The following is a 25,353-nucleotide window of genomic DNA, read 5'->3' on the forward strand; positions in this document are numbered from 1 at the left end:
TACTGGCAATCTCCCTCGCCAAGCCGTCGACGACTACACTCCGTGGATCATGTGGTGCCCCAGTGTCTCCCTGTCGGTCTGGGCGAACGCCTGGCTCGCCGGCGTCGCCGCGCCCGACGACGTCTTGGACGCGTTGTCGCTATGGGCGCCAAGGCATTCCGTCACCGCGTACGATTCCGTCGCGGCCGACCGGACCGGCCTGCCGTGGCCCGATCTCACCGACGCGGGCGCCGTGTCACTGCTGCAGACGCTGCGCACGGCAGCGGGGCCACCGACCGGCGAGCCCGCGATGGCCGTCGCCCTGCCCGTCCCAGGAGACGTCCGCGGACTCCCCGCGGGCACCCAGTTCACCGTCGACGCGATCTCCGCCGGTGAGGCGCTCATCGTGTCGCACGGCACGACCAGCGCGGTCGGCTTGGTGCCCGAGTTCGCCTACGACGAAACCGATCCTGACTACGACCTCACCGACGACGAGTCGACCGACCACTACCCGGAGCCGATCGCGCTGGCGTGGACGGTGTACTCGATGCCAGAGGTGCCCCTGCGCGAACATCTCGACCTCGGTCACGAAGAGTACGAACTGCGCTCCGCCGTCCGCTCGGCCGCCGACGCCCTGGTGACGTTGCGGGCCGGGATGACCTCCGCCGACGTCGCCGACCCGCGCGGGCTCGTCGAGCAGGTGCTCGAGTCGGCCCGCCTGCATCGGGCGCCCGATCACGCACCGGAGCGCGCGCTGCGGGTCCTGGAGAACGCCGCGCACGTCGACGCGATCATCACGGTCAGCTCCGGGCTGATGCCGATCGGACTTCAGTCGTCCTCGGAGATGCAGATCGCCAACGACGCGCTGCGACCCCTCGTCGGGGTGGTGCGGTCGGCGCGGATGGCGGCCGTCAGCGCGATTCTGCAGTCGGCCTGGCGTCGCTAGAACAGTTCGGCGTACACAGCGAACCATTGACGCTGAACCCGTACCCGGGCACGCGTCCCCCGCCGACCCTGACCGGTTCGCGGCCCTCGCGCACCTCGTCGAGGAGGTCGAGTGCGAGCCGGGCGAACCGCGGCTGCGCGTTCGGCGTGGTGGCCCGCGCCAAGACCACCCCCGCCGCGTCGGCCTGCTCCTTGAGCTCGTTGTCCAGATCCCAGACCACCTCGATGTGGTCGGCGACGAATCCGATGGGACACACGATGACGGCGCGGGTGCCTGCCTCGGCCAGCGCGGTGAGCTGATCGGAGACGTCGGGCTCCAGCCACGGCACCTGCGGCGGGCCGGACCGGGACTGCCACACCTGGTCGTACTCGGCGTAGCCCGCGGCGGCGGCGACCAGGCCGGCGGAGTGTGCGACCTGCCGGGCGTAGAGGTCTTGGCCGCACCGCGACGCGGCGCGCAACGGGATGGAGTGCGCGGTGAAGACCAGGCGCGCGTCGGCGCGGAGCTCGTCGGGAAGGGTGGCGGCGGCCTCGGCGATGCCGTCGGCGAACATCTCGACCAACAGCGGATGGTCGAAGTACTGGCGCAGCTTGACCAATTCCGGCGCCTCCGGTCCGACCGCGGCCCTGGCCCGGAAGACGTCCTCCTGGTACTGGGTGCACCCCGAGTAGCCGCCCCACGCCGAGGTGGTGAACACCGCGGCCCGGCGGATCCCGTCGTCACGCATGGCGGCGACGGTGTCCTCGACGAACGGGTTCCAGTTGCGGTTGCCGAAGTACACCGGCACGGGTGTTCCGCGTTCGGCGAGCTGTCGTTCGATCTGCTCGATCAAAGCCCGGTTGATGCCGTTGATCGGCGAGACGCCACCGAAGTGCAGATAGTGCTCGGCCACGGCGTCGAGCCGCGCCGGCGGGATGTTGCGACCGCGGGTCACGTTCTCCAGGAACGGACGTACCTGCTCGGGCCCCTCGGGACCACCGAAGGACAGCAGCAGCAGCGCGTCGAATTCCATTTACAGCAACTGGGTGCTGGCGCCGCCGTCGGCGTAGACGACGGTGCCGGTGGTGGCGGGCAACCAATCGGACATCAACGCGCACACCGTCTTTGCGACCGGCGTCGGATCCTTCATGTTCCAGCCCAGGGGCGCGCGCTGATCCCAGCCCTCTTCGAGCAGCTTCATCTGGTCGCCGGCCTCGGCACCAAGGGCACCACCGACGATGGCGCTCATCGCCAGCGTCCGAATGGGTCCGGCGGCAACGAGATTGGAGCGGACGCCGTACTGGCCGGCCTCGCGCGCGACGAAGCGGTTCACCGACTCCAACGCGCTCTTGGCGACCGTCATCCAGTTGTAGGCGGGCATCGCGCGGGTCGGGTCGAAGTCCATGCCGACGATGCCGCCACCCGGGTTCATGATCGGCAGCAGCGCCTTGGCAAGGGCCGCATACGAGTACGCGGAGATGTGGATGCCCTTGGCGACGTCCTCGTACGGCGCGTCGAAGAACGGGTTGATCCCCATTCCGGTCTGCGGCATGAACCCGATCGAGTGCACGACGCCGTCGAGCTTGTTGCCCTCGCCGATCACCTCGGTGACGCGCTCCCCCAGGCTCGCGAGGTGCTCGGAGTTCTGCACGTCGAGCTCGAGGAGCGGCGCCGGGTTGGGCAACCGGTCGGCGATGCGCTGGATCAGCTTCATCCGGTCGAAGCCGGTCAGCACCAGTTCGGCGCCGGCCTCCTGGGCGACCTTCGCGATGTGGAACGCGATCGACGAGTCGGTGATGATCCCCGTGACGAGGATGCGCTTGCCGTCGAGAAACCCTGCCATGTGAAAGTCCTTACTGTTCAAAGGATGTCGATGAGAATTAGTGGCCCATGCCCATGCCGCCGTCGACCGGGATGACGGCGCCGGCGATGTAACCGGCGTCCTCGGAGGCCAGGAAGCTGACCGCGCCTGCGACGTCGTCGGCGGTGCCGACGCGCTTGGCGGGGATGAAGTCCAACGCGCCGGCCTGGATGCGCTCGTCGAGCGAACGCGTCATCTCGGTGTCGATGTAACCGGGGGCCACCACGTTGGCGGTGACGCCGGCCTTGGACAGTTCACGGGAGATCGAGCGCGCCATGCCGATCAGACCGGCCTTGGCGGCGGCGTAGTTGGCCTGGTTGCCGATGCCCCACATGCCAGACACCGAGCCGATGTAGATGATGCGCCCAAAGCGCTTGCGCTGCATGCTGCGCGACGCCCGCTGCGTCACCCGGAACGCCCCGGTGAGATTGGCGTTGATGACTTCGGTGAACCGCTCCTCGGTCATCCGCATCAGGAAGGCGTCCTTCGAGATGCCGGCGTTGGACACCAGCACCTCGACGGGACCCTGGTGCTCCTCGACCTCGGTGAAGGCCCGGTCGACGGCGGCGTTGTCCGTCACGTCGCACTCCACGCCGAACAGCCCCTCGGGGGCCCCGGATCCGCGGTGCGTGACGGCGACCTTGTGCCCGTCGGCGGCCAGGCGTTGGGCGATCGCGAGACCGATGCCTCGGTTGCCGCCGGTGACCAGAACGGAGCGGGAAACGAACTCAGGCATGTCCGCCAACCTATCGCCTCACCTGGCGATGGCCGAAATCGGCCGCCGACCTCACCCGGGCAGGCGACGGTTGATCAGCAGGGCGGCCAAGGCGGCGAGCGCGAGCACCAGGGAGCCAAGCCGCAGCCATCCCACGCTGGCGTCGCCCTTGGTGGTCTCGTAGCCGATCTGATCCTGCAACGAGGTGAAGACGGCCTTGAGCTGCTCCAGACTGGACGCCGTGTAGGCGTTTCCGCCGGACAGTTCGGCGATCTTGCGCAACATCTCGTCGTCGACCGGCACGGGCTGGCGCTGATCCTGGATCTCGACGTAGCCGTACTTCGTGCCGAAGGACACCGTGGAGATCGGCACGCCCTGGTCGTCGGCCGTCCGCGCCGCGGTGTACGCGCCCTTGGGGTTGTCCGGATTCGACGGCACGGTCTCCTTGCCGTCGGACATCAGCACGATGCGCGCCGGGGGTGGTGCGTCGCCGCCGCCGATGACGGCGCCGACGGTGGCGATGGCCTGTAGCGCGGTGAAGATGCCCTCGCCGGTCGCGGTGCGATCGGCGAGCTGCAGCTTGTCGATGGCCGCCTTGGTGGGGTCGCGGTTGGTCGTCGGCGACACCAGCACGGTGGCCGTGCCCGCGTACGCGATCAACCCGAGGTTGATGCCGGGGGTCAGCTGGTCGGCGAACTGCTTGGCCGCTTCCTGCGCGGCGGCCAGCCGGCTGGGTGCGACGTCGGTGGCGCGCATCGACTGCGACACGTCGATCACCAACATGACCACGGCCCGGTTCCGCGGAATCCGGACGTCGTTGGTGGGCCCGGCCATCGCGACGGTGAACACCACCAGCGACAGCACCAAGAGGACTGCGGACAGGTGCCGCCAGCGGGCGGGCCGCTTGGGCGCGACGCTCTCCAGGAGTTCCATGTTGGCGAAGCGCAGCATCCGCTTCTGCCGCGCAGACTGGACGATGACGTACAGGGCGACAAGGCCGACGACGACCAGAAGGAACAGGAAGAACCACGGGCTCTTGAATCCCGAGAGACTCATGGGGCCGAAGAACGGTAAAGTCATGTGCTAGTTGTCATTTCAGTTATCAGGGGTGCCTGTTTCCTCTTCGCGCGAACGCTCATCGGCCAGCCAGGGCGCCTCGGCGACGGTTCGCCACGAACCTCACCACGTCGGCAATCCAGTCCCGATCGGTACGAAGGGTGAGCAGCGGTGCGTCGCACCGGCGCAGCGTCCTGGCCACGTCCTCGCGGTGCGCCGCCGACGCCTTGGCGAAGTCGGCACGCAGCTGGGCGTCGATGGTGAACTCCCGCGTGACCCCGGATTCGGTGTCCTGCAGGATCACGTCGCCGACGTCGGGCAGTTCGACGTCACGCGGGTCGATGACCTCGACGCCGAGCACCTCGTGCCGTCCCGCGATGGCCCGCAGCGGTCGCATCCAGTTGATCGGACCCAGGAAGTCGCTGATGATCACCGCCATGCCGCGCCGCCGCTCGGGCCGGCGCAACGCGTCGATTGCGGCGGACAGGTCACCGCGCACCCCGAGCGGCGCCTGCGGCATGGTGGCGATCGCGCGCAGCAGTTCGTGCTCGTGGATTCGGCCGCTGAGCGCAGGCACCCGCTTGGTGGTCTGGCCGTTGGTGATCACGGCGCCGAGGCGGTTGCCGCCACCGCTGTTGAGGAACGCCATGGCCGCCGCTGCCGCCACCGCGAGATCGCGCTTCTCGCAGCCGGCGGTGCCGAAGTCCAGGCTCGCCGACACGTCGACGACCAGCCAGGTCTCCAGCTCCCGGTCGGCGATCATCTGCCGAACGTGCGGGGTCGTGGTACGGGCGGTCACCGACCAGTCCATGCGTCGGACGTCGTCACCGGGTTGGTAGACGCGCGAATCCCCCGGCTCGGAACCGGGTCCGGGGACCAGGCCCTGGTGGTCGCCGTGCAGCACGCCGTCGAGCTTGCGGCGGACCGTCAGCTCGAGCTTGCGTAGTGCGGCCGAGAGCTCGGGATCCCGAATCTGGCCGCGCTGCAGCGACGGAAGATCCACGCGCCCTGACGGTTGGGTCACCGACCGCCGGCCGCGGCCGGGGTGGGCATCGCCGGCGCCACCGAATGGCCTTGCTGCGGAATGGCGTTCACCTGAGGTAGGGCGACGGTCTGCATGATGCGGTTGATCACCGTCTCGGCGGACACCTCGTCGGCGAGCGCGTCATAGGTCAGGACGAGGCGGTGCCGCAGCACGTCGGGGATGACCTCGACGACGTCCTGCGGGATGACGTAGTCGCGGCCGCGGACCAGGGCCAGGGCCCGTGACGCGGCGATGATGCCGAGCGAGGCGCGTGGCGAGGCGCCGTAGGCGATCCACGCCTTGGCGTCGGGCATGCCGAACTTCTCCGGCTCACGCGTGGAGGTCACGATGCGGACGACGTAGTCGACGAGGGCGTGGTGGACGAACACCGACGCCGCGATGCCCTGCAGGCGCAGCAGGTCTCCGGTGTTGAGGATCTGCTTGGGCGTCGGCGGGGCGACACCCATGCGGTAGATGATCTCGCGCTCTTCCTCGGGCGTCGGGTAGTCGACGTTCAGCTTGAACAGGAAGCGATCTCGCTGCGCCTCGGGCAGCGAGTACACGCCCTCCTGCTCGATGGGGTTCTGCGTGGCCATGACGAGGAACGGGCTCGGCAGCGCGAAGGTCTTGCCACCGAGGGAGATCTTGCGCTCGGCCATGATCTCCAGGAGCGCCGACTGCACCTTGGCGGGCGCGCGGTTGATCTCGTCGGCGAGCAGGAAGTTGACCATGGCGGGCCCGAGTTCGATGTCGAACTCCTCCTTGCCCATCCGGTAGATGCGGGTACCGACGATGTCGGTGGGCACCAAGTCGGGGGTGAACTGGATGCGCGCGAACGTGCCGCCGACGACCTTGGCGAACGTCTCCACCGCGAGGGTCTTCGCCACGCCGGGCACGCCCTCGAGGAGCACGTGTCCCTTGGCGAGCAGGCCGACGAGCATGCGCTCGACGAGCTGGTCCTGACCGACGATGATCCGCTTGACCTCGAAGATCGCCCGTTCCAGGGTGTGCACCTCGCTCTGCAGGCCGCCGTTGGTGGACGGTGCCTGCTGGGCACCGCCAGGCGGGAAGCCCTGCGTCGGGGCCTGCCCGGGGAAACCTCCGGCGCCCTGCGGCGGCCCACTCGGTGACGTCATTCAGTTCCTCCCACGTGTTCTGGTCCGGCGTTCGATGTAGACCGCTGGTCTTGCTTGGTCAAGTGGCGCCAAACCACTCGGCGGACGCTCTGCCGTCAACTATTCCAGGCAGTTCGGAATCCGTCGACGTGCCCTCCCGCGGGAGGGGGTCGATCAGGACTCGATGAACCTGACCAGGTGCGGCGACATTCCCGCCGTGCGAACCGGGCTCACGGTGACCTTGCCGGCGCTTCCGGAGGCCTCCAGCATCCGCCCGCCGCCGAGGAAGATCGCCACGTGCTGGCTGCCGCCGGGACCGTAGAAGATGAGGTCGCCGCGCTTGGCCTGCGACGGCGCGATCGGCCGTCCGGAGTCGTACTGGTCACCGGAGTACTTCGGGATCGGCACGCCGACACCGGCGAACGCGTAGCGGGTCAGCCCGGAGCAGTCGAAGCCGATCTTGCCGGTGTCGTAGTCGACGCCCTCGCTGGGGCCGTTGAGCGCGCCGCCACCCCACGAGTACGGCACGCCCATCTGGGAGCCCGCCCTCTTGATGACGTACTCGATGGCCGCGGGTCCGCGGACCCGACCGCCTGCTGCCGCGGTGGGCGCGCCACCGAGACCGATGCTGGACAGGAATTGCTGACCGAGGCTCTTGGTGGTCTGCAGAGCAATGGCGCTCGCCTGGAAGGACGCGTTGGCGATCGCGACGGGGTCACCGGGAGCGCCGGAGCTGGGCCGCTGCGGCAGGGTCGGATCCCAGCCCGGGTCACCGGGGTCGGCGGCGGCCGGTGCGGCGGTTCCGAAGGCGACGGACGCGGCGAGGATCGCCACGAGCATCACGACACGACGAAGGAACGACAAGGGCAAGACAACCACCATCAGTATTCGATGTAGCGGACGACGTAGGGCGTCATGCCGCTGGTGCGGACGGGCGAGACCTTGACGGTCGAACCGGTGTACGGGGCCTCCAGCATCTGGCCGTTGCCGAGATAGAGGGCGACGTGTTGGGCGCCGCCGGGGCCGTAGAAGATGACGTCGCCGCGGCGCGCCTGAGACGTCGGGATCTTGCGGCCCAGGTCGTACTGTGCGCCCGAGTAGTGCGGCAGTTTGATGCCGACGCCGGCGAAGGCGTACAGGATCAGACCCGAGCAGTCGAAGCCGGTCGTGCCCGCGCCCGAGTCGATGCCCCGGCTGGGTCCGACGGCGTTGCCGCCGCCCCACGAGTACGGCACGCCCATCTGGCTGCCAGCCCGCTTGATGACGTACTCCGAGGCCTGCCTGCCGTAGACGCGTGGTATCGCACCGTTGGTGAATCCGCTTGGCGTCGGGATGATTCCGAGCTTCTGCAGGAAACTGCGGCCCATCTGCTGGGTGGCCTGGGTGGAGGTGGTGGCCATCCCGAGCACGGTGTTGAGGATGGCGATCGGGTCGCCGCTGACGAACGCACTGGGGATCGCGGGCAGCGTGGGATCCCAGGCGACGTCCCACTTCGAGTTGCCCGGTGCCGCGGCGGCGGGGTCGCGGTCCCAGTCGGTCGACGGATTGGCCGCGGCGACGGCCGGCGCCGCGCCGGGCACGGTCTTGGCGGCAACGGCGACCGCCGGCGTCGGTGCGGGACTGGCCGCGGCGAGCCTTGCCTGGGCGGCCGACCGTTCCGCGGTGAGCTGGTCGAGTTGAGCCTGCTGGTCCTTGAAGGTCTGCTGAGCCTGCGTCAGCGACGCCACGGCCGCGTCCTGGCTGGCCTGTGCGTCGACCACGGACTGGTCGGCCCTTTGCTTGGCGAGGCGGGCGGCGGAGTCCCGGTTGACCTGCTCGGTGCGGGCGCGCTGGAGGTCGGCGATGGCCTGCTGGGTGCTGGCGGTGAGCGTCTCCCCGGTGGCGGCGGTGGCGAGGACGTCGGCGGGGTCCTTGGCGGTCACGTACGAGGCCGAGGGCCCGTTGACGTAGGCCGACGCGGCGAAGGTGTCGAAGCGGTCCTGTGCGGACGAGATGGCGGCGGTCGCGTCCTTGAGCGCCGCCTGGCTGGCGTCGACGTCACCCTGGGCGGCGGCGGCGTTGTCGCGTGCGGTCTGGACGGCGAGGATGGCCTTGTTGACGCCCTCCTGCTCGGCCTGGATGTTGGCTCCGAGGTCCTGGAGTTTCTGGTCGGCGTTGGCGACGGCGGCGACCAGGCCGGCGATCCCCTGGGGGGTCGTGACGGGCTCTGCGGAGGCCGCTCCGATGCCGAAGCCGACGCCATGGGTGAACGCCGATGCGACGAGTACACCGCATGTCAGCGACCCCGCAACGGAGGCGCGAAAGCTGCGTCTCATTGGACTCCGGTCTCCTAGGGCTCAACGCGAACGTGGGGCACATCCATCGGGCTCTCGTGTTCGCAGGAGTCACATGGATCACAGCTGCAACAGCAGGTGCCTTCTGCACCGTACGTCACGAGAAGCGCCAAGGAAACGGCAGGAAGAAATTACACGTTTGTAATTGAAACGTTGTTATCGAATGGTGACTTTCGATAAAAGAATGGCCGTCAGACGGTCTGGGAATCGGCCGCGGCCGGCGATTTCCCCGCGTCGGCTTTTCGGGCCCGGACCTGCAACAACCGTGTGCCCACGGCCGCCACCGCAACACCGAGAACGAGCACGATCGTAAAGGGCGTCCACGGGAAATGGGGTGTCGTCAATTCGGTCACGAAATTCTGTGCGGCCACCACCGGCGTACCGCTCACCTTTGCGATGTCCTGGCCGGCTTCGAGGGTCACGCGGTCGAACGTCGGGCTGTACGTCCCGGCGAACGAGGGGCTCAGCACCAGCACCGTCGCACCGGGGAATTCCTTGCCCACCTCGGTGGCGACGTCACGCAGCGGGGTGTCGATGGCCGGGTTCTGGTCGAGCACGACGATCTTGAGGTCGATGCCCTTCTGCTTGGCGTCGGCCACCACCTGTGCCAGCCCGGCGTTGGCCGGCACGTCGGGAGCGCTCACCCCGTCGTCACGGAGATCGGCCTCGACGAGGCCCATGCACACGTCGGGCGCCGTCGTGCCGGGGTCCTTGCCGACGATGTCGCACACCTGCGACGGGATGAACAGCGGCACCTGCGGAGTCGTCACCTGCCAGACGGTACCGCCAACAACGGGCGATCCGGTGGCAGCACGGCCGCACGAGGAGAAGACTGGCACCCGCGTTGAGGAGTCTTACAGGACAAGCGTACTGTTAGAAGTGTTACCGCCGCGACACAGCCCGTCGCGGCGAAGATCGAAGCGGGAGTTGATGTGACCAGCGTTAATTCGTTCGGAGCCCACGACACGTTGAACGTCGGGGACGAGGCCTACGAGATCTACCGCCTGGACGCGGTACCGGGTACCGAGAAACTTCCCTACAGCCTCAAGGTGCTGGCGGAGAATCTGCTGCGCACCGAGGATGGTGCCAACATCACCAAGGACCACATCGAGGCCATCGCCAACTGGGATCCGTCGGCCGATCCCAGCGTCGAAATCCAGTTCACCCCGGCCCGGGTGATCATGCAGGACTTCACCGGCGTGCCCTGCATCGTCGACCTGGCCACCATGCGCGAGGCCGTCGGCGACCTCGGCGGCGATCCGAACAAGGTCAACCCCCTCGCTCCCGCGGAGATGGTGATCGACCACTCGGTGATCGTCGACGTGTTCGGCAAGCGCGACGCGTTCGAGCGCAACGTCGAGATCGAGTACGCCCGCAACGGCGAGCGCTACCAGTTCCTCCGGTGGGGACAGGGTGCCTTCGACGACTTCAGCGTGGTCCCCCCGGGCACCGGCATCGTCCACCAGGTCAACATCGAGTACCTCGCCCGCACCGTCATGGTCCGTGACGGCGTGGCCTACCCCGACACCTGCGTCGGCACCGACAGCCACACCACGATGGTCAACGGCCTCGGCGTGCTCGGCTGGGGCGTCGGCGGCATCGAGGCCGAGGCCGCGATGCTGGGCCAGCCCGTGTCGATGCTCATCCCCCGCGTCGTCGGCTTCAAGCTGACCGGTGAGATCAAGCCCGGCGTCACCGCGACCGACGTCGTCCTGACCGTGACCGACATGCTGCGCAAGCACGGCGTCGTCGGCAAGTTCGTCGAGTTCTACGGCGCCGGCGTCGCCGAGGTACCACTGGCCAACCGCGCCACCCTGGGCAACATGAGCCCCGAGTTCGGCTCCACCGCCGCGATCTTCCCCATCGACTCGGTCACCGTCGACTACCTGCGCCTGACCGGCCGCACCGACGAGCAGCTCGCGCTGGTCGAGGCCTACGCCAAGGCTCAGGGCATGTGGCACGACGCCGACAAGGAGCCCGTCTACTCCGAGTACCTCGAGCTGGATCTCGGTGACGTGGTGCCCTCGATCGCCGGACCCAAGCGTCCACAGGACCGAATCCTGTTGTCGGAGTCCAAGATCGCGTTCCGCAAGGACATCCACAACTACGTCGAGGAGAACCACCCGGCGGAGTGCACCAAGCTCGACGAGGCCGTCGACGAGTCCTTCCCGGCCAGCGATTCGGTCTCCCTGTCCTTCGCCGACGACGACGCGGTCGCCGTCCACTCCGCGGCCACCGGCGCCGAGGGTCGGCCCACCAAGCCCGTGACGGTGAAGTCCGACGAGCAGGGCGAGTTCGTGCTGGATCACGGTGCCGTCGTGGTTGCCGCCATCACCTCCTGCACCAATACGTCCAACCCGTCGGTGATGCTCGGCGCGGCGCTGCTGGCCCGCAACGCCGTCGAGAAGGGGCTGACCTCCAAGCCGTGGGTGAAGACCTCCATGGCACCCGGCTCCCAGGTGGTCAGCGACTACTACGACAAGGCGGGCATGTGGCCGTACCTGGAGAAGCTGGGCTTCTTCCTGGTCGGCTACGGCTGCACCACCTGCATCGGCAACACTGGCCCGCTGCCCGAGGCCATCTCCAAGGCCATCAACGACAACGACCTCTCGGTCACCGCGGTGCTCTCGGGCAACCGCAACTTCGAGGGCCGCATCTCCCCCGACGTCAAGATGAACTACCTGGCGTCCCCGCCCCTGGTCATCGCCTACGCACTCGCGGGAACGATGGACTTCGACTTCGAGACCGAGCCCCTCGGCAAGGACACCGACGGCAACGACGTCTTCCTCAAGGACATCTGGCCGTCGTCGCAAGAGATCTCCGACGTCATCGCCTCCTCGATCGACCGGAAGATGTTCGTCGACAGCTACGCCGACGTGTTCAAGGGCGACGACCGCTGGCGGAACCTGCCCACCCCCGAGGGCAAGACCTTCGAGTGGGACCCGAAGTCGACGTACGTGCGCAAGCCTCCGTACTTCGACGGCATGCCCGCCGACCCGGAGCCGGTCACCGACATCACCGGCGCCAGAGTGCTCGCACTGCTGGGTGATTCGGTGACCACCGACCACATCTCGCCGGCCGGCAACATCAAGGCGGGCACGCCCGCCGCGCAGTACCTCGAAGAGCACGGCGTCGAGAAGAAGGACTACAACTCCTACGGTTCGCGCCGTGGCAACCACGAGGTGATGATCCGCGGCACCTTCGCCAACATCCGGCTGCGGAACCAACTGCTCGACGACGTCTCCGGCGGCTACACGCGCGACTTCACCAAGGAGGACGCGCCGCAGGCGTTCATCTACGACGCGGCCCAGAACTACGCGGCCCAGGGCACTCCCCTGGTCGTGCTGGGCGGCAAGGAGTACGGATCGGGATCGTCGCGCGACTGGGCGGCCAAGGGCACCAGCCTGCTGGGCGTGCGAGCCGTCATCACCGAGTCGTTCGAGCGCATCCACCGCTCCAACCTGATCGGCATGGGCGTCGTCCCGCTGCAGTTCCCCGCCGGCGAGTCCGCGGCGTCGCTGAAGCTCGACGGCACCGAAGTGTTCGACATCTCGGGCATCACCGACCTCAACGAGGGCAAGACGCCGAAGACCATGCACGTGACGGCCACCAAGCAGGACGGCTCGACGGTGGAGTTCGACGCCGTCGTGCGCATCGACACACCCGGTGAAGCGGACTACTACCGCAACGGCGGCATCCTGCAGTACGTCCTTCGCAACATGCTCAAGGCCTAGTCCACCCGTCTTCGGCACACCCAGAGAGAAGAGGCCCTCCGTTGCCACGGGTGACCGAAGACCACCTCGCGGCGCGCCGTCGTCAGATCCTCGACGGCGCCCGCAGGTGTTTCGCGCAGTACGGGTACGAGGGTGCGACCGTGCGGCGGCTCGAGCAGACGATCGGGCTGTCGCGCGGCGCCATCTTCCACCACTTTCGCGACAAGGACACGCTGTTCTTCGAGCTGGCGCGCGAGGACGCCGAACGGATGGCCGACGTCGCGTCCCGCGAGGGGCTCATCCAGGTCATGCGCGATCTGCTGGCCGCGCCCGAACAATTCGACTGGCTGGCCACCCGGCTGGAGATCGCGCGAAAGCTGCGCAACGACCCGGCGTTTCACAAGGGCTGGGCCGAGCGGTCGGCAGAGTTGAGCGATGCGACCACCGAGCGGTTGCGGCAACAAAAGCAGGCCGGACGGTTGCGCGGCGACGTGCCGAGCGACGTCCTGCACACTTATTTGGATCTCGTCCTCGACGGGCTGGTCGCCCGGTTGGCCACCGGTGACGACCCGGAGAAGCTCAGCGCCGTCCTCGACTTGGTCGAGGCGTCCGTCCGGCAGCAGTGACTAGTGCTGCCTGCGGCGATGATTCGGGCCGCCACGGCTCCGCATCGTCGTTCCGGATTCGCGCAACATGCTGTGAATCGACCCGTAGGACTTCCCGGTAGTGGCAACCAGGGTGCGGATGCTGGCACCCTTCTCGTAGGCGCTGCGCAACTCGTCGAGCAGTTCGTCCCTGGACCTGTCCAATTCGGTCATCTGCACTCCCCAATCTGGCTGTGGAGGACAGATACCCAGGGAGGGAGATCTCAATCACCCACGACGTCAAGCGAGTTCGATCAGGTCGCGGTAGTCGTCAGACCAGTAGTCCTCGGTACCGTCGGGTAGCAGCACCACTCGCTGCGGGTCGAGCGCCTCGGCGGCGCCCGGATCGTGGGTCACCAGGACCACCGCACCCTGGTAGCTGCGCAACGCGTCGAGCACCTGTTCACGCGATGCGGGATCGAGGTTGTTGGTGGGCTCGTCGAGCAAAAGCACGTTGGCCGTCGACGCCACCAGACCAGCCAGGGCCAGCCGCGTCTTCTCGCCGCCGGACAGCGTGCCGGCCGGCTGGTCGAGCTGAGGACCGGTGAACATGAACGCACCCAGCAGACTGCGAAGATCCTGGTCCCCGGTGTCGGGCGCGGCATGGCGAATGTTCTCCCAGACCGAAGCGAGGCCGTCGATGGTGTCGTGTTCCTGGGCGAAGTAGCCCAGTTTCAGCCCGTGGCCGGGCTCGATGGCGCCAGCGTCGGCCGCCTCGGTGCCCGCCAGGATCCGGAGGAGGGTCGTCTTGCCCGCACCGTTGAGACCCAGCACGACGACGCGGGATCCCTTGTCGATGGCGAGGTCGACGCCGGTGAAGATCTCCAGCGAGCCGTAGGTCTTGGTCAGCCCCTTGCCGACCAGCGGGGTGCGCCCGCAGACCGCGGGCGTGGGGAACCTGATCTTGGCGACCTTGTCGGCCACCCGCTCGTCGTCGAGATCGGCGATCATCCGTTCGGCCCGGCGCAGCATGTTCTGCGCGGCGACGGCCTTGGTGGCCTTGGCGCCCATCTTCGCGGCCTGGGTCCGCAGCGCCGACGCCTTCTTCTCCGCGTTGGCGCGTTCCCGGCGGCGGCGTTGCTCGTCGGTGGCCCTGGCGTCGAGGTACTTCTGCCAGCCCATGTTGTAGACGTCGGCCTCGCCGCGGACGGCGTCGAGGAACCAGACCCGGTTGACCACGTCGGCCAGCAGGGCGACGTCGTGGCTGATCACGACGAGCCCGCCGGTGTGGTTTTGCAGGAATGACCGCAGCCACCCGATGGAGTCGGCGTCGAGGTGGTTGGTGGGCTCGTCGAGGAGCAGCGTCGTGTCCGACCCGGATCCGGTGTCGGACGCGGCGAACAGGATGCGCGCCAATTCGACGCGGCGCCGCTGCCCGCCCGACAGCGTCCGCAGGGCCTGGGTCAGGATTCGCTCGGGCAGGCCGAGGCTGGCGCAGATGCGGCCCGCCTCGCTCTCCGCGGCGTATCCGCCGAGGGCGGCGAACCGCTCCTCGAGCTCCCCGTACCTGCGGACCGCCTTCTCCATGGCGGTGTCGTCGGCGACCTCGGCCATGATCGCCTGCTGCTTCTCCAGATCGGAGAGCAGGGTGTCGAGGCCACGCGCCGAGAGGACCCGGTCACGGGCCAGCATGTCGAGGTCGCCCTCTCTGGGATCCTGTGGCAGATAACCGATCTCACCGGTTCGCTCGATGGAACCCGCATACGGCTCGCCTTCGCCGGCGAGAATGCGCATCGTGGTGGTCTTGCCGGCACCGTTGCGGCCGACCAGGCCGATCCGGTCTCCCGGCTGGATGCGCAGCGCGGAGCCCTCGATGGCCAGCAGCGTACGCGCGCCAGCGCGGACCTCGAGGTCCGTTGCGGTGATCACGCTGTACTCCTCATTCGTTCTACTTCTCGTCGGTGAACACGGCGGGCCGATTCTGGGCGCGCGCGGCGACCGCTTCCTCGAAGTTGGCGGTGAGCAGGCGCACGTAGAGTTGCCCCAGACCTTCGGCCTGCATGTGACCCTCTAGGCTACCGGCCTCCAGTCCACTCCAGAGCGTGCGCTTGGTCAACTCGATGCCCGGCCGGGAGAACGACGCCATGCGCGCGGCCATCTCGTAACAGGTCTCCAGGAGGTCCTCGCCGGGCACCGTCCGCGACACCAACCCGATTCGTTCGGCTTCCTCGGCGTCGACGTCGCGTCCGGTGAGCATCATCTCGAACGCGCGCGAGGTGCCAATTGCCTTGGGCAGCAAGTAGGACAGGCCCAGCTCGCTGGCGGTCAGGCCGTTGTTGATACCCGCGGCGCGGAAGTACGCACCGCCGGCGGCGACCCGGACGTCGCATGCCAGCGCCAGACACAGCCCGCCTCCGATGGCGGCGCCGTTGACCGCGGCGATGACCGGTTGGTGCAGTTTCCGTATGGCGAGAATCACGTCGTCGAGCACTTCCATGGAGCGCAACGCGAACGTGGGCCGGGTCAACCCGGCGACGTGCGGCACCGAACCGGCGGACTTGTGGTCGGCGCCGGAGGAGAAGCCGCGGCCGGCACCGGTGAGCACCACGACGCGTACGCCGTTGTCGGTGGTCAGCTCGTCGAGGGCGTCCCGTAGCGGCACCATCACGTCGAACGCCATCGAGTTCATGCGCTCGGGCCGGTTCAGCGTCACCAGCGCCACGTGCGGGCGTGGGCGGTCGACGAGAACCAGGGTGTCGCTCTGCTCGGTCACGGATGCACGCTATCGCGTGCGACCTCTAGGCCTCTTCGGCTTTGGCCTGCTCGGCGATCGCGGCGTCGACGTCGAGCTCCTTGATCTGGCCGATGACCGCGTCGAGATCCTTGGCGGGCAGCATGCCGGAGTGCCGGAACACCATGTGGCCCTTCTTGAAGGCCATCAGAGTCGGGATCGCCTGGATCTCCGCGGCGGCGGCGAGGCCCTGCTCGGCCTCGGTGTCGACCTTGGCGTGTACGACGTCGGGATGCTGCTCGGACGACGCGGCGTAGGTCGGCGCGAATGCGCGGCACGGACCGCACCACTCCGCCCAGAAGTCAACGAGCACGATCTCGTTGTCGGTGATGGTGTCGTTGAACTGTTCGGTGGTGATGTCTTGCGTGGTCACTTTTCTCCCAACGTCGTTTCCCAGGTGCTTGTTCCCGCTTTGGGGCCATTTCAAGTGTGTCAGTGCAGCGTGCTGAGCGCCGCCCTTGGTTCGTAGCCGTCGAACCCGTCCAATGTGCCGTCGCGCAGTCGGTTGACCCACGTCGGGTCGGCCAGTAAGGCCCGGCCGATCGCGATCACGTCGAACTCGCCCGCCTCGAACTGCGCGATCACCCGGTCCGCGGGGGCCGGGGCGATCTCCGTGCGGGGACCCTCGTCGCGGAACGCGGTGTCCAGTCCGACCGATCCGACCGCGATGACCGGCGCCCCGGTCACCTTCTTGGTCCAGCCGGCCAGGCTGAGTTCCGGGTCGACGTCGGGGAAGGCCGCCGCGTAGTGGCGACGCGTGGACGGATGGAAGACGTCGACGCCGGCGTCGGTCAGCGGCGCCAGGACCTCCTGGAGTTCGGTGGGGTCGGCGGCGATGGTCGCGTCGTAGTCGGCCGCCTTCCACTGCGAGAAGCGGAAGATGATCGGAAAGTCGGGTCCGACGGCAGCGCGGACGGCGGCGACCACCTCGGCGGGGAACCGCGTTCTCGCCGCCGCCGAGCCGCCGTACTCGTCGGTGCGCAGGTTGGTCGTGGTCCAGAGGAACTCGTCGAGCAGGTACCCGTGGGCGCCGTGCAGTTCGACGGCGTCGAATCCCGCGTCTCGGGCGTTGCGGGCCGCCAAGGCGAATGTTGCTGCGATCGAGGGCAATTCGCGCGCTTCCAGGGCGCGGCCCTTCGGCTGTCCGGTGCCGTCCACCCCGGACGGACTGACGGGCTCCACGCCGTCGGCGTCGCTGCGCTCGCCACCCTGATGCCACAGCTGGGCGGCGATGACCGCGCCTTCGGCGTGCACGGCATCGGTGACCCTGCGCCACCCGGTCAGCACGTCGTCTCCGGCGAGGGTCGGGACCGATTCGGGGAAGCCGGCGGCGGGGTCGGGCAGCCGCACTCCTTCGGTGATGAGGAGGCCCACCCCGCCCGCTGCGCGGCGTGCGTAGTACGCCGCGACGTCGGGCCCGGGCACCCCGCCCGGCGACGCCTGGCGGGTCATGGGGGCCATGGCGAAGCGGTTGGGAATGGTCATGGACCGGACGGTCAGCGGTCGGAACAGCTCGGTGGCGGGACTCATGAAGCGGTTCAACACGGTCGTCGGCTGGGGGATTCCGAGCCGCGCGGACGTCACAGTTCGGCGCGCCCGCGTTCGAAGAAGTCCGTGACGTCGGCGGCGAGCTGGTCGACGTCCCGTGACGGGTCGAGTGACTGGAAGGCACCGAACGGCGCGTTCCAGAACGCCCCGATGCGGGACGTCCACGGGCCGACGTAGGCGTACGGCAGCGGATGGAAGTCGTCGCCGGTCGACACGCCGTAGTTCACCTCGTCGGCCGTGACGGCCACGTCGAAGTGTTCGGGCCACAACACCGGATGTTGTTCGGGCAGAGCGCTCTTCAACGCGAAGCCGCCGGCGTACAGACTCCGGTGGACGAGTTCGGCGGCCTCGGGGTCGACGTCGAGGACGGTGTCGGCGGTGAGCGGGTCGACGATCTCGTAGGCGCCGGTGGGTGGGCCCACGTCCAGATCGGTCGCCGCGGCGAGTGCCCCGACGGTCCCGGTCAGCGGTGCGCCCGCGTCACCCCACACGAGCTCGGTGCCTCGTACCGCGACGGGTATGGAGACACCGGTGAAGCCGTCGGGGCGGACGGCCAGCCGGATGGTCTGGGCCGACCGGTACTGAGGTCCGGCGATGAAGCTCTCGGCGATGCCGCGGAGCTGGCGGCGGGTGGTGACGTACGCGTTGCTGTCCATCGGTGTCAGCGTAGGTCACCCGCCTTGGTAGCGACCTCACATCACCGGTCAAGCGCATCGACAGTCGACGCACGCACCGTGAGGACATGAGTACATCGTCGTGCCGGAACCGTTGCGGGGCAATCGTCCTCGTCGGCCTCACCGTGTCAGTGCTGGCGGCCTGCGGGTCGTCGGACACCACCCCCTCCGCGTCGGCACCGTCGTCGACTGCGGCGTCGACTTCGAGCGTGGCGCCTGCCGCGGGCAAGGTCCGCGCATCCGGGCTCGTCGCCACCGTCTCGGGTGGCACCGTCACGCTGAGCGGGTCCAAGGGCGCCGGCACCGTCGACGTCTCGCCGTCCACCCACGTCACCCAGATCGTGCCGAGCCAGCTCACCAACCTCGCCGTCGGCGACTGCGTCGTGGTGCATCCCACCAAGGATGGCGGGGCGCCGCCGACGGTGACCGCCGCCTCGGTGCAGTTCGCCCTGGCCAAGGACGGTCGATGCGGCCACGGCGGCAGGGCCGTGATCGGCACCGTAGCGTCGATCACGGGCAATACGGTAGCGGTCACCGAGGCCGCGCAACCCACGGTGACCGTCACGGTTACTCCCGACACCCGCTACACGTCCCGCACCACGGCAACGCCAGCCGCGATCGCGGTGGGTCAATGCCTGACCGCCCGCGGCACCGCCGGCACCACGGGAGACGTGCAGGCTGCCGCCGTCAGCGTCAGGCCGTCCGACGACGGCCGCTGCCAGGGCAAGCAGGGTGGCTGAATCTAGACGGTGAAGCCGAGCGCCCTGAGCTGCTCGCGCCCGTCCTCGGTGATCTTGTCGGGGCCCCACGGCGGATTCCACACCCAGTTGATCTTGATCTCGTTGACCAGCCCCGAACCGACCAGCGCCGTGCGGGACTGGTCTTCGATGACGTCGGTCAACGGGCAAGCGGCCGAGGTCAGCGTCATGTCGATCAGCGCGACCTTCGCGCCGGCGTCGCCCTCCTCGACGTTCAGCCCGTAGACCAGTCCGAGGTCGACGACGTTGATGCCCAGTTCGGGGTCCACCACGTCACGCATGGCCTCTTCGAGATCGGCCAGCACTTCGTCCGAAACGGTGTCGCTCATCGTCGGTCCTCCTCGTCGTCGCCGGCCTGCGCCAGCGCTTGGTCCATCGGCCTGGCCTCCGCCAGGGCAGCTTTGAACGCCATCCAGCCCAGCAGTGCGCACTTCACCCGCGCCGGGTACTTCGCCACCCCCGCGAAGGCGATGCCGTCGCCGATCACGTCCTCGTCGCCGTCGACGTTGCCCCGTGAGGAGATCATCTCGGAGAACGCCGCCACGGTCTTCAGCGCCGCACCCACGCTCTGGCCGATCACCTGGTCGGTCAGCACGGACGTGGCGGCCTGGCTGATCGAACAGCCCTGTCCGTCAAAGGAGACGTCGACGACGGTCTCGCCGTCCTCGGACAGCGTCACGCGCAGCGTCACCTCGTCACCACAGGTGGGGTTGACGTGGTGCACCTCCGCCGCGAACGGTTCACGCAAGCCGCGGTGATGAGGGTGCTTGTAGTGGTCCAGGATCACTTCCTGGTACAGCTGTTCCATTCGCACGGAAGCCTCACTCCCGCCCGAAGAAGTCGACGGCCCGCCGGACGCCCGCCACCAGGCGGTCCACCTCGTCGAGCGTGTTGTACACCGCGAACGACGCGCGCGCGGTCGCGGCCACGCCGAAGCGCTCGTGCAGCGGCCACGCGCAGTGGTGTCCCACCCGCACGGCCACGCCGTCGTCGTCGAGCACCTGGCCGACGTCGTGCGCGTGGATCCCGTCGACCACGAAGCTCACCGGCGAACCGCGGTGAGCCATCCGAGTCGGTCCGATGATGCGAACACCTGGAATGTCCGACAGACCCTGAATGGCGACGGCAACCAGTTCGCGTTCGTGAACGGCCACCACGTCCATCCCGATCGCACTGAGATACCTTGCGGCCGCGGCCAATCCGACGACCTGAGACGTCATCGGGGTGCCCGCCTCGAACCGCTGCGGCGCCGGCGCGTACGTCGTGGCCTCCATCGTCACCGTCTCGATCATCGATCCGCCGGTGAGGAACGGTGGCATGGCGTCGAGCAGCTCACGCCGACCGTAGAGAACGCCGATGCCCGTGGGCCCCAACATCTTGTGGCCCGAGAACGCGGCGTAGTCGACGTCGAGGCCGTGAAAGTCGACCGGCTCGTGCGGCACCGACTGGCAGGCGTCCAGGACCGTCAACGCTCCGACGGCCTTGGCCCGCGACACCAGCTCGCCAACCGGCGCGATCGCACCGGTGACGTTCGAATGATGGCTGAAGGCGACGACCTTCACCCGCTCGTCGAGCTGCAGCGAGTCGAGATCGATCTTGCCGTCTGCGGTGACCCCGTACCACCGCAGGGTGGCCCCGGTGCGGCGGGCGAGCTCCTGCCACGGGATCAGGTTGGCGTGGTGTTCCAGCTCGGTGGTGACGATGACGTCGCCCGGCCCGAGGGCGCGCGCGAAGCGGTCGTCACCCAGCACGTAGGACACCAGGTTGAGCGCCTCGGTGGCGTTCTTGGTGAAGACGAGCTCGTCCGCGTCGGCGCCGACGAACCGGGCGATGTCCTCGCGGCCCTGCTCGTAGGCGTCGGTGGACTCCTCCATCAGCTGGTGCGCGCCGCGGTGAACCGCCCCGTTGGAGGTGGTCAGGAACTGCCGCTCGGCGTCGAGCACCTGCAGCGGCTTCTGCGACGTCGCACCGGAGTCCAAGTACGCCAGCCGACTTCCGCCGCGCATCACCCGGTCGAGGATCGGGAAGTCCGCCCGAATGCGGAGCAGATCCAGCGTCGTGGACGCAGCCGTCATCTCAGGCCTCGACCGCCTGGGTGAAGCGCTCGTAGCCGTTGGCTTCGAGCTCGTCGGCCAATTCCGGCCCACCGGACTCGATGATCCGGCCGTCGAAGAAGACGTGCACGTACTGCGGCTGGATGTAGCGCAGGATGCGGGTGTAGTGCGTGATCAACAGCACGCCGGCGTTCTCGGCCTCGGCGTAGCGGTTGACGCCCTCGCTGACCACGCGCAGCGCGTCGACGTCGAGGCCCGAGTCGGTCTCGTCGAGGATCGCGATCTTGGGCTTGAGCAGACCCAGCTGCAGGATTTCGTGGCGCTTCTTCTCGCCACCGGAGAAGCCCTCGTTGACGCTGCGCTCGCTGAACGCCGGGTCGATGTCGAGATCGCTCATCGCGGTCTTGACCTCCTTGACCCAGTGCCGCAGCTTGGGGGCTTCGCCGCGCACTGCGGTCGCCGCGGTCCGCAGGAAGTTCGACATGGACACGCCGGGTACCTCGATCGGGTACTGCATGGCCAGGAAGAGGCCGGCCCTGGCGCGCTCGTCCACGGTCATCTCGAGGACGTCCTGCCCGTCGAGGGTGATCGACCCCGACGTGACGGTGTACTTGGGGTGGCCGGCGATCGCGTAGGACAGCGTCGACTTGCCGGAACCGTTGGGCCCCATCACCGCATGGGTCTCCCCCGACTTCACGGTGAGGTTGACGCCCTTGAGGATCTCCACGTCGGCGCCGCCCTCGGCGGAGACGACGGAGGCGTGCAGGTCCTTGACTTCGAGTGTGGTCATATCAGCTGTCTCTTGCTTCCGTGATGGCTAGTTCTCGTTCAATGGCTTCAGTGAGTCGCTCGCGTACCGCGGGGACGGCGATCTTGGCGATGATCTCGCCGAAGAAGCCGCGCACCACGAGGCGTCGCGCCTGTTCCTCCGGGATGCCGCGGGCCCGTAGGTAGAACAACTGCTCGTCGTCGAAACGTCCGGTGGCACTGGCGTGTCCGGCCCCGACGATCTCACCGGTCTCGATCTCCAGGTTGGGCACCGAGTCGGCGCGGGCCCCGTCGGTGAGCACCAGGTTGCGGTTGGCCTCGTAGGTGTCGGTGCCGGTGGCTTCCGCGCGGATCAGGACGTCGCCCACCCACACGGTGTGCGCGTCGGGCCGGTCGGAGTCCGGATCGCCTTGCAGCGCACCCTTGTACAGCACGTCGGACGTGCAGTTGGGCTGGGAGTGGTCGACCAGCAGGCGCGACTCGAAGTGCTGACCGTCGTCGGCGAAGTAGGTGCCGAGCAGCTTGGCGTCGCCGCCGGGGCCGGTGTACCGCACCGTCGCCGAGGTGCGCACGACGTTGCCGCCGAGGGTCACGTTGACGTGCCCCAGTACCGCGTCCTTGCCGAGCGTGGCGTGATGGGCGCTGACGTGGACCGTGTCGTCGGCCCAGTCGGCGATCCAGATCACGCCGAGATTGGCCGCGTCACCGACGATGAGCTCGACGTTGTCGGCGTAGGTACCGCTGCCGCGCAGGTCGACGACGACGGTCGCCCGCGCCATGGCCTCGAGGCGGATCTGCAGGTGGCCGTAGGCGGTGAGGCCCTCACCGGGTCCGGTGACGACGATCTCGACGGGCTCGGCGACCTCGACTTCACGTCCGACCGTGACGACGGTCGCGGTCGTGAAGGACGAGAACGCTTGGGCGGCAACGCGATCGGCGGGCACACCACCCTGGCCGAGGCGCTCGTCGTCACGGCCGACGGTCTCCACCGTCACGCCGGGGCGCTCGCCGACCTCGACGGTCGCGGAGCCGGTCGCGGGGGCCGATCCGTCGTGCAGACCACGCAGCCGTTTCAGCGGCGTGAACCGCCACAGTTCGTCCCGGCCGCCGGGCACCTCGAAGGCGTCGACGTCGAAGGAGCTGAACTGCTCCCCCTTGTTCGCACCGGCGAGTGCGGAGCCTGGTTTGGCGCCGCCCTCGACGGCAGCTGTCAGATCCTGGGTCATCCGACTGCGCCCTCCATCTGCAGTTCGATGAGCCGGTTGAGCTCCAGCGCGTACTCCATCGGAAGCTCCTTGGCGATGGGCTCGACGAAGCCGCGCACCACCATCGCCATGGCCTCGTCCTCGGTCATGCCGCGGCTCATCAGGTAGAAGAGCTGATCGGCGCTGACCTTGGAGACGGTGGCCTCGTGGCCCATCGTGACGTCGTCCTCGCGGATGTCGACGTAGGGGTAGGTGTCGCTGCGGCTGATCGAATCCACCAGCAGCGCATCGCACTTCACGCTGGACCGGGAACCGTGGGCCCCCTTGTTGATCTGCACCAGGCCGCGGTAGGACGCCCGGCCACCGCCGCGGGCGACGGACTTCGACACGATGTTGCTCGACGTGTTGGGTGCCAGGTGCAGCATCTTGGCGCCGGTGTCCTGGTGCTGGCCCTCGCCGGCGAATGCCACCGAGAGCACCTCGCCCTTGGCGTGCTCGCCGGTCATCCACACGGCCGGGTACTTCATCGTGACCTTGGAGCCGATGTTGCCGTCGACCCACTCCATGGTGGCGCCGGCCTCGGCGCGCGCCCGCTTGGTCACCAGGTTGTAGACGTTGTTCGACCAGTTCTGGATGGTGGTGTAGCGGCACCGGCCACCGGGCTTGACGATGATCTCGACGACCGCGGAGTGCAGCGAGTCGCTCTTGTAGATCGGCGCCGTGCAGCCCTCGACGTAGTGCACGTAGGCGTCCTCGTCGACGATGATCAGCGTGCGCTCGAACTGCCCCATGTTCTCGGTGTTGATCCGGAAGTAGGCCTGCAGCGGGATGTCGACGTGCACGCCCTTGGGGACGTAGATGAACGATCCGCCCGACCACACCGCGGTGTTGAGCGCGGAGAACTTGTTGTCCCCGGCCGGAATCACGGTGCCGAAGTACTTCTGGAACAGCTCGGGATGCTGCTTGAGGGCGGAGTCGGTGTCGAGGAAGATGACGCCGAGCGCCTCGAGATCCTCACGGATCGAGTGGTAGACCACCTCGGACTCGTACTGCGCCGCGACGCCCGAGACCAGGCGCTGCTTCTCCGCCTCCGGGATGCCGAGGCGGTCGTAGGTGTTCTTGATGTCGGCGGGCAGATCGTCCCACGTGGCGGCCTGCTTCTCGCTGGAGCGCACGAAGTACTTGATGTTGTCGAAGAAGATGCCCTCGAGGTCTGAACCCCAGTTCGGCATCGGCTTCTTGTCGAAGGTGCGCAGCGCCTTGAGCCGCATCTCCAGCATCCACTCGGGCTCGCTCTTCTTGGCGGAGATGTCCCGCACGACGGCTTCGGACAGCCCGCGCTGGGCACTGGCGCCTGCGACGTCGGAGTCCGACCAGCCGTAGCCGTAGGTGCCCAACGAGGCGATGGTCTCCTCTTGGGTCAGCTGAGGCGCTTCGGGTGTGGTCGTCATTTCGACGCTCCTTGATTCTCGATGGCTGATGGACGGGTGTCGGCGCGGGCCGTGCGCCGGGCGGGTTCGGGGTGGAGCGGGACGTGCGTGGTACACGCGGAGTCGCCGTTGACGATCGTCGCCAGCCTCTGGACGTGGGTACCGAGGATGTCGGCGAACGCTGCCCGTTCGGCATCGCACAGTTCGGGAAACTCCTCGGCCACGTGCGAGACGGGGCAGTGGTGTTGGCAGATCTGAACGCCGTCGATCGGGCCGGCCACCCGCGTGGTGGTGGTGGCGTAGCCGGCGCCGGTGAGGGCGGAGGCGACTTGGTCGGCAGTGTGTGCAACGTCGCCGGGGCCGGTGGTTACTCCCGCGAGGATGGTGTCGATGCGCCGGCGCGCGAAGGTGCGGATCGCGTCGTCACCGCCGACCTCGCGCAGCTGCCGCATGGCCGCCACGGCCAGGTCGTCGTAGGCGTGGTCGAGCTTGCCCCGGCCCGCGGCGGTGAGCCGGTACCGTTTGGCGGGACGCCCCCGACCGTGGTGCTGCCAGGACGCCGCGGCGACGGATTCGGCGTCGCCGCCGTCGACCAGGGCGTCGAGGTGCCGACGCACCCCAGCTGCGGAAATGCCCAACCGGTCGCCGATGTCGCCGGCGGTCGTCGGGCCTTCGAGCAGCAGTTGCACGATGGCGCGGCGGGTGTGTCCGTCGGACGTCGACGCCGTGCCGGCGGATGCCCCGCCGACAGCAAGAGTCTCCGTTCGGATTTTCACAACACCATTGTGACGGAATTCGAGATATGGGTCTAGCAAGGCAA

At 68.3% G+C, this 25,353-nt stretch carries 26 protein-coding genes; 4 read left to right on the forward strand and 22 right to left on the reverse strand.

Annotated features, from left to right (window positions below):
* The first annotated feature begins 49 nt into the window (after nucleotides 1-49).
* Nucleotides 50-925, forward strand: a complete 876-nt coding sequence (locus H7J06_RS24090) for an Rv1486c family protein (RefSeq protein WP_264041823.1) — start codon at nucleotides 50-52, stop codon at nucleotides 923-925.
* Here H7J06_RS24090 and H7J06_RS24095 read toward each other — a convergent pair.
* The 9 genes from H7J06_RS24095 to H7J06_RS24135 all read right to left on the reverse strand — a co-directional run bounded on the left by H7J06_RS24095 (nucleotide 891) and on the right by H7J06_RS24135 (nucleotide 9,778).
* A complete protein-coding gene (locus H7J06_RS24095) occupies nucleotides 891-1,937 on the reverse strand; it encodes a ferrochelatase (protein WP_264041824.1) in 1,047 nt (348 codons plus the stop codon). The two genes, H7J06_RS24090 and H7J06_RS24095, sit on opposite strands and share 35 nt — an antisense overlap.
* On the reverse strand, nucleotides 1,938-2,747 hold the full coding sequence (gene inhA, locus H7J06_RS24100) for an NADH-dependent enoyl-ACP reductase InhA (protein WP_264041825.1): 810 nt from the start codon (nucleotides 2,745-2,747) through the stop codon (nucleotides 1,938-1,940).
* Nucleotides 2,748-2,784: 37 nt separating this feature from the next.
* On the reverse strand, nucleotides 2,785-3,501 hold the full coding sequence (gene fabG1 / locus H7J06_RS24105) for a 3-oxoacyl-ACP reductase FabG1 (RefSeq protein ID WP_149479255.1): 717 nt from the start codon (nucleotides 3,499-3,501) through the stop codon (nucleotides 2,785-2,787).
* Between the two features lie 51 nt (nucleotides 3,502-3,552).
* Nucleotides 3,553-4,560 (reverse strand): VWA domain-containing protein, encoded by a 1,008-nt coding sequence (locus H7J06_RS24110; RefSeq protein ID WP_264041826.1) that lies wholly within the window; start codon nucleotides 4,558-4,560, stop codon nucleotides 3,553-3,555.
* 55 nt (nucleotides 4,561-4,615) lie between these two features.
* Nucleotides 4,616-5,560: a DUF58 domain-containing protein gene (locus H7J06_RS24115; protein WP_264041827.1), complete on the reverse strand. Its 945-nt coding sequence runs from the start codon at nucleotides 5,558-5,560 to the stop codon at nucleotides 4,616-4,618.
* Nucleotides 5,557-6,696 (reverse strand): chaperone MoxR1, encoded by a 1,140-nt coding sequence (gene moxR1 / locus H7J06_RS24120; RefSeq protein ID WP_264041828.1) that lies wholly within the window; start codon nucleotides 6,694-6,696, stop codon nucleotides 5,557-5,559. Before moxR1 ends, H7J06_RS24115 begins: the two co-directional genes overlap by 4 nt.
* A gap of 153 nt (nucleotides 6,697-6,849) precedes the next feature.
* Nucleotides 6,850-7,515, reverse strand: a complete 666-nt coding sequence (gene ripB / locus H7J06_RS24125) for an NlpC/P60 family peptidoglycan endopeptidase RipB (RefSeq protein ID WP_264041963.1) — start codon at nucleotides 7,513-7,515, stop codon at nucleotides 6,850-6,852.
* 41 nt (nucleotides 7,516-7,556) lie between these two features.
* On the reverse strand, nucleotides 7,557-8,990 hold the full coding sequence (gene ripA / locus H7J06_RS24130) for an NlpC/P60 family peptidoglycan endopeptidase RipA (protein ID WP_264041830.1): 1,434 nt from the start codon (nucleotides 8,988-8,990) through the stop codon (nucleotides 7,557-7,559).
* A gap of 209 nt (nucleotides 8,991-9,199) precedes the next feature.
* A complete protein-coding gene (locus H7J06_RS24135) occupies nucleotides 9,200-9,778 on the reverse strand; it encodes an Rv1476 family membrane protein (RefSeq protein WP_264041831.1) in 579 nt (192 codons plus the stop codon).
* Nucleotides 9,779-9,940: 162 nt separating this feature from the next.
* On the opposite strand from H7J06_RS24135, the gene acnA reads away from it, so the two are divergent.
* Together acnA and H7J06_RS24145 are read left to right on the forward strand one after the other, a co-directional pair.
* A complete protein-coding gene (gene acnA / locus H7J06_RS24140) occupies nucleotides 9,941-12,742 on the forward strand; it encodes an aconitate hydratase AcnA (protein WP_308205829.1) in 2,802 nt (933 codons plus the stop codon).
* A gap of 41 nt (nucleotides 12,743-12,783) precedes the next feature.
* Nucleotides 12,784-13,347: a TetR/AcrR family transcriptional regulator gene (locus H7J06_RS24145; RefSeq protein WP_264041832.1), complete on the forward strand. Its 564-nt coding sequence runs from the start codon at nucleotides 12,784-12,786 to the stop codon at nucleotides 13,345-13,347.
* On the opposite strand, the gene H7J06_RS24150 is transcribed toward H7J06_RS24145, so the two are convergent.
* The 6 genes from H7J06_RS24150 to H7J06_RS24175 form a co-directional block, all read right to left on the reverse strand.
* Nucleotides 13,348-13,539 (reverse strand): helix-turn-helix domain-containing protein, encoded by a 192-nt coding sequence (locus H7J06_RS24150; protein ID WP_264041833.1) that lies wholly within the window; start codon nucleotides 13,537-13,539, stop codon nucleotides 13,348-13,350.
* Between the two features lie 66 nt (nucleotides 13,540-13,605).
* A complete protein-coding gene (locus H7J06_RS24155) occupies nucleotides 13,606-15,234 on the reverse strand; it encodes an ABC-F family ATP-binding cassette domain-containing protein (RefSeq protein WP_264041834.1) in 1,629 nt (542 codons plus the stop codon).
* A 19-nt stretch (nucleotides 15,235-15,253) separates the two neighbouring features.
* Nucleotides 15,254-16,078 carry an enoyl-CoA hydratase gene (locus tag H7J06_RS24160; RefSeq protein WP_264041835.1) on the reverse strand — a complete coding sequence of 275 codons (825 nt, stop codon included), beginning with the start codon at nucleotides 16,076-16,078 and terminating at the stop codon, nucleotides 15,254-15,256.
* A 25-nt stretch (nucleotides 16,079-16,103) separates the two neighbouring features.
* Nucleotides 16,104-16,469: a thioredoxin gene (trxA, locus tag H7J06_RS24165; protein WP_264041836.1), complete on the reverse strand. Its 366-nt coding sequence runs from the start codon at nucleotides 16,467-16,469 to the stop codon at nucleotides 16,104-16,106.
* 59 nt (nucleotides 16,470-16,528) lie between these two features.
* On the reverse strand, nucleotides 16,529-17,626 hold the full coding sequence (locus tag H7J06_RS24170; RefSeq protein WP_264041838.1) for an oxidoreductase: 1,098 nt from the start codon (nucleotides 17,624-17,626) through the stop codon (nucleotides 16,529-16,531).
* A gap of 50 nt (nucleotides 17,627-17,676) precedes the next feature.
* Entirely contained in the window at nucleotides 17,677-18,300 is a 624-nt protein-coding gene (locus tag H7J06_RS24175) for a hypothetical protein (RefSeq protein ID WP_264041839.1), read from the reverse strand.
* Nucleotides 18,301-18,386: 86 nt separating this feature from the next.
* Between H7J06_RS24175 and H7J06_RS24180 the strand changes: the two genes are divergently transcribed.
* The gene (locus H7J06_RS24180; protein WP_264041840.1) at nucleotides 18,387-19,058 is read left to right on the forward strand and encodes a DUF5666 domain-containing protein; all 672 of its coding nucleotides are present in this window, start codon (nucleotides 18,387-18,389) and stop codon (nucleotides 19,056-19,058) included.
* Nucleotides 19,059-19,060: 2 nt separating this feature from the next.
* On the opposite strand, the gene H7J06_RS24185 is transcribed toward H7J06_RS24180, so the two are convergent.
* Genes H7J06_RS24185 through H7J06_RS24215 form a run of 7 tightly spaced genes read right to left on the reverse strand, consistent with a single transcriptional unit; the run spans nucleotide 19,061 to nucleotide 25,309 of the window.
* Nucleotides 19,061-19,405, reverse strand: a complete 345-nt coding sequence (locus H7J06_RS24185) for a metal-sulfur cluster assembly factor (protein WP_263997769.1) — start codon at nucleotides 19,403-19,405, stop codon at nucleotides 19,061-19,063.
* On the reverse strand, nucleotides 19,402-19,890 hold the full coding sequence (gene sufU, locus H7J06_RS24190) for a Fe-S cluster assembly sulfur transfer protein SufU (protein ID WP_264041841.1): 489 nt from the start codon (nucleotides 19,888-19,890) through the stop codon (nucleotides 19,402-19,404). The genes H7J06_RS24185 and sufU overlap by 4 nt, the downstream gene beginning before the upstream one ends.
* A 7-nt stretch (nucleotides 19,891-19,897) precedes the next feature.
* On the reverse strand, nucleotides 19,898-21,151 hold the full coding sequence (locus H7J06_RS24195; protein ID WP_264041842.1) for a cysteine desulfurase: 1,254 nt from the start codon (nucleotides 21,149-21,151) through the stop codon (nucleotides 19,898-19,900).
* A gap of 1 nt (nucleotide 21,152) precedes the next feature.
* Nucleotides 21,153-21,920, reverse strand: a complete 768-nt coding sequence (gene sufC / locus H7J06_RS24200) for a Fe-S cluster assembly ATPase SufC (RefSeq protein WP_264041843.1) — start codon at nucleotides 21,918-21,920, stop codon at nucleotides 21,153-21,155.
* A 1-nt stretch (nucleotide 21,921) separates the two neighbouring features.
* Nucleotides 21,922-23,124 (reverse strand): Fe-S cluster assembly protein SufD, encoded by a 1,203-nt coding sequence (sufD, locus tag H7J06_RS24205; RefSeq protein WP_264041845.1) that lies wholly within the window; start codon nucleotides 23,122-23,124, stop codon nucleotides 21,922-21,924.
* A complete protein-coding gene (gene sufB, locus H7J06_RS24210; protein ID WP_149479235.1) occupies nucleotides 23,121-24,554 on the reverse strand; it encodes a Fe-S cluster assembly protein SufB in 1,434 nt (477 codons plus the stop codon). The genes sufD and sufB overlap by 4 nt, the downstream gene beginning before the upstream one ends.
* Nucleotides 24,551-25,309 carry a helix-turn-helix transcriptional regulator gene (locus H7J06_RS24215; RefSeq protein WP_264041846.1) on the reverse strand — a complete coding sequence of 253 codons (759 nt, stop codon included), beginning with the start codon at nucleotides 25,307-25,309 and terminating at the stop codon, nucleotides 24,551-24,553. Before H7J06_RS24215 ends, sufB begins: the two co-directional genes overlap by 4 nt.
* Nucleotides 25,310-25,353: the final 44 nt, after the last annotated feature.

This window comes from Mycolicibacterium hodleri (assembly GCF_025822245.1).
In the GTDB taxonomy this organism is placed as follows: domain Bacteria; phylum Actinomycetota; class Actinomycetes; order Mycobacteriales; family Mycobacteriaceae; genus Mycobacterium; species Mycobacterium hodleri.